The sequence below is a fragment of the Clostridium sp. genome (assembly GCF_051650885.1).
In the GTDB taxonomy this organism is placed as follows: Bacteria; Bacillota; Clostridia; order Clostridiales; family Clostridiaceae; genus Clostridium.
This window is the reverse complement of record NZ_JBOFRG010000177.1, coordinates 1-3,176: the sequence shown is the minus strand read 5'-3', so window position 1 is coordinate 3,176 and position 3,176 is coordinate 1. Positions and strand designations below refer to the sequence as shown.

Genomic DNA, 3,176 nt, shown 5'->3' with positions numbered 1-3,176 from the left:
AGCATCCATTATAGCTTAATACATAATCATCATCGCTTATTAAATCTAATTCTTCTAAATATTTTAAAAGTCCATCAATTGGTCTTCCTGATGCTAAAACTACATATACGCCTTTTTCTCTAGCTTTTCTTATAGCTTCCTTTGTTCTTTCAGTAATCTTTTTTTCACTATTTAAAAGTGTCCCATCCATATCTAATGCTATTAATTTGTACATTGTATATTCCCCTTTTCTTCCTATAATAAGTCTTTAGGATTTCCCCTAAATTTTATTATATCATTTCTTTAAATTAGTATTCAAACACCATTTTAAATGTATTCTATATTTACACATTTAACTGAATGCATTTCATTTATTTTTTCAACTAATTCTATTGTATTTAAATTGTTTTTACACCTAAACTGATATTTTATGTAATATGAATTATGCTCATCTAACTTTTCTACTTCTGTACTATATTTAATTATTTGTATAGATTTTTCTTGTAATAATTTTTCAAGTTCACCCTTTGGCTTTTTTGAAAGTATAACTTTAAGCTCTACCATCCTATATGTATGAAGTTTAAATATTCTTTGAAGAATTTCAAGTCCTAAAAGAACTGCAACTGTTGTAATTATTGCAATGATAAAAAGTCCTGCACCACATGCAAGTCCAATAGCTGCTGCTACCCAAATTCCTGCTGCTGTAGTAAGTCCTCTTACAGCCCTCTTATTAATCATAATAGTTCCTGCTCCTAAGAATCCAATCCCAGAAACAACCTGTGCTGCTATACGGCTAGGGTCTACAGAAATATTATTATATTTAATAACTTCCATAAAACCATATTGAGAAATTATCATAATAAGTGCACTACCAATCCCTACTAAAAAGTGAGTTCTAAGCCCTGCATCCTTTGCCTTAAGCTCTCTCTCAACTCCAATAATTCCTGCTAGAACACTTGCAAGTAAAAGCCTTAATACAATATTCCACATATTATATCCACTTCCATGTACTATAAGCCCATTAAGTTCCATTTTCATTTCTCCTTTCCTTGTTTAATTTCTTCTTTATCTTATTTTACTATCTCTTAGAAAACTTATGTTTTAATTTATTTTAAACATTTACAAAAGGATAATCTTTACCTTATAATTTTTTCCTTTTATAATGTAAATATTATACTTAATTTGGAGGTGTACTTTATGAATTTCAAACTGCAAAAAGGTGATACAATAGGCATTTTCTCACCATCTGCTCCTATAACTTATACTTGTCCTAAAAGGTTTAAAAGAGGAGTTGAATTTTTAGAAGGTAAGGGCTTTAAAGTTTTATATGGAAGTCTTACAGGAAAGGAAGATTTCTATCGCTCAGGAAATATTAAGGAAAGAGCTATGGAATTAAATGAATTAATTAGAAATCCTAAGGTTAAATGTATTATGTCAACTATAGGTGGGATGAACTCAAATTCTCTTCTTCCTTATATAGACTATGAAGCTTTTAAAAAAAATCCAAAGCCTATTATAGGATATTCAGATGTAACTGCAATCTTACTTGGAGTTTATGCTAAAACAGGTATCCAAACTTTTTATGGACCTGCCTTAGTGGCATCCTTTGGAGAACTTGACCCCTTTGTTTCAGAAACATTTAAATACTTTGAAGATATTTTAATAAATCCAACCCTTCCTTATAAAATAGAAAACCCTAAAGCTTGGACTGATGAATTTATTTCTTGGGAAGAGCAAGATAGAGGTAAGACTGCTTATACAAATTCTCTTATAACTGTTTATGATGGGATTGCAGAAGGAAGAGTTATTGGTGGAAACTTAAATACTATTAGTGGAATTATAGGAAGCCCTTATATGCCAGATATAAACTTTGGAGATATTTTATTTATTGAAGATTCTTTAAAAGATGCTGCAACAATTGAGAGAAGCTTTTCACTTTTAAAAGTAAATGGAATTTTAGATAAGGTTTCTGGAATTATACTTGGAAAACATGAACTATTCAAAGATTCTAATACGGGAAGAAAGCCTTATGAAATTCTTTTAGAAGTTCTAGGAAATAGAAAAATTCCATTTTTAGCTGAATTTGATTGTGCTCATACACATCCTATGATTACACTTCCAATAGGCTCAAAAATCAAGCTTGATGCAACAAATAAGGAAATCACCATTCTATCCTTTTAGTTATCCAATCCAAAAGAGACTATCTCGAAATGAGATAGTCTCTTCATTTTAATAATATTTTTCTGCAAGTTTAATAACTTCTTCAAATTTATTAATATTTTCACTTATAAACTCTAATAATTCCGCTCTTGAAGGCTCTTTATATCTGTGAGATATCCTATTTCTTAATAATCTTGCATAATCTAAAAAATCATATAACTCTCTATCAATTACATTGTCCACACTAAGTCTCTTAAGGGCTTTTTTCATATCGCCAATTAATTTTAATAACTTTTCTTTATTCACTAAATAAATCCCTCTTTCTTATTTCAAAAAAACTTTTATTTACATTGTAATAATTATCTATTTTGTCATAGTATTTATTAAATTCATTATTATTATCAGATGTATATACTTTTTCACCATCATTTAATATTTTCACTTTTAAAAATATATCTAAGTTTTCATTCTTTAAATCTACTAAATCAATTTCTCTATCTAATTCATCTTCAAAGAAGCTTTCCAATTTTAAAATATCTTTAAGCTTTAAAATATCTTCTCCTATCACTGCAATATCTATATCTGACTCTACTGTAAAATCTCCATATACTAGACTTCCAAACAATATCACACTTTTAATATTTAAACCTTCTAACTCTTTTTGTATTTCTCTATTATTAAACTTTTTAAATATATCTTTTTTTTCCATAATATTTCTCCTAATAATCTACTCCCTTAAGTATACCTTATTATTCATCATTCTAAAACCAAAAACACTATACTTCAAATTAACATTTTATACAAATTTCAAAGGAATCACCATCAATATTATAGCGATTCCTTTTCTTATTATAATCTTAATTTCCTTATTTCTTCTATACTTAATCCTGTAACTTCTTTAATCTTTTCATCATCTAGTAAGTTTAAAAGACTTTTCCCTATGTCCATACTACTTCTTAATGCCTTTATATACTTTCCTTCTATTATGTCTTCAACTGGAAGATTAAGCTCTTTAAATACATTACTTTTTAGTATAT

General features: G+C 28.0%; 5 protein-coding genes and 1 pseudogene. 1 reads left to right on the top strand and 5 read right to left on the bottom strand.

Annotation, left to right across the window (positions count from 1 at the left end; all coding sequences use genetic code 11):
- Nucleotides 1-214, bottom strand: a 214-nt coding sequence (locus ACRC28_RS08560; RefSeq protein WP_438543036.1) for an HAD-IIB family hydrolase, incomplete at its 3' end; no start/stop codon positions are given.
- 92 nt (nt 215-306) lie between these two features.
- Complete coding sequence (locus ACRC28_RS08555) at nt 307-1,011, bottom strand: MgtC/SapB family protein (RefSeq protein WP_438543035.1); 705 nt, start codon at nt 1,009-1,011, stop codon at nt 307-309.
- A 165-nt stretch (nt 1,012-1,176) separates the two neighbouring features.
- Between ACRC28_RS08555 and ACRC28_RS08550 the strand changes: the two genes are divergently transcribed.
- Nucleotides 1,177-2,160 carry a S66 family peptidase gene (locus ACRC28_RS08550; protein WP_438543034.1) on the top strand — a complete coding sequence of 328 codons (984 nt, stop codon included), beginning with the start codon at nt 1,177-1,179 and terminating at the stop codon, nt 2,158-2,160.
- 48 nt (nt 2,161-2,208) lie between these two features.
- On the opposite strand, the gene ACRC28_RS08545 is transcribed toward ACRC28_RS08550, so the two are convergent.
- The 3 genes and pseudogenes from ACRC28_RS08545 to ACRC28_RS08535 form a co-directional block, all read right to left on the bottom strand.
- Nucleotides 2,209-2,445: a HepT-like ribonuclease domain-containing protein gene (locus ACRC28_RS08545; RefSeq protein WP_438543033.1), complete on the bottom strand. Its 237-nt coding sequence runs from the start codon at nt 2,443-2,445 to the stop codon at nt 2,209-2,211.
- Complete coding sequence (gene mntA / locus ACRC28_RS08540) at nt 2,438-2,848, bottom strand: type VII toxin-antitoxin system MntA family adenylyltransferase antitoxin (protein ID WP_438543032.1); 411 nt, start codon at nt 2,846-2,848, stop codon at nt 2,438-2,440. Before mntA ends, ACRC28_RS08545 begins: the two co-directional genes overlap by 8 nt.
- Before the next feature lie 140 nt (nt 2,849-2,988).
- Nucleotides 2,989-3,176, bottom strand: a pseudogene (locus tag ACRC28_RS08535) (hypothetical protein); the annotation flags it as partial.

Coding starts and splice junctions, on each gene's coding strand:
- mntA (WP_438543032.1), bottom strand. CDS start 2,848: ATGGAAAAAAAAGATATATTTAAAAAGTTTAATAATAGAGAAATACAA.
- ACRC28_RS08555 (WP_438543035.1), bottom strand. CDS start 1,011: ATGGAACTTAATGGGCTTATAGTACATGGAAGTGGATATAATATGTGG.
- ACRC28_RS08550 (WP_438543034.1), top strand. CDS start 1,177: ATGAATTTCAAACTGCAAAAAGGTGATACAATAGGCATTTTCTCACCA.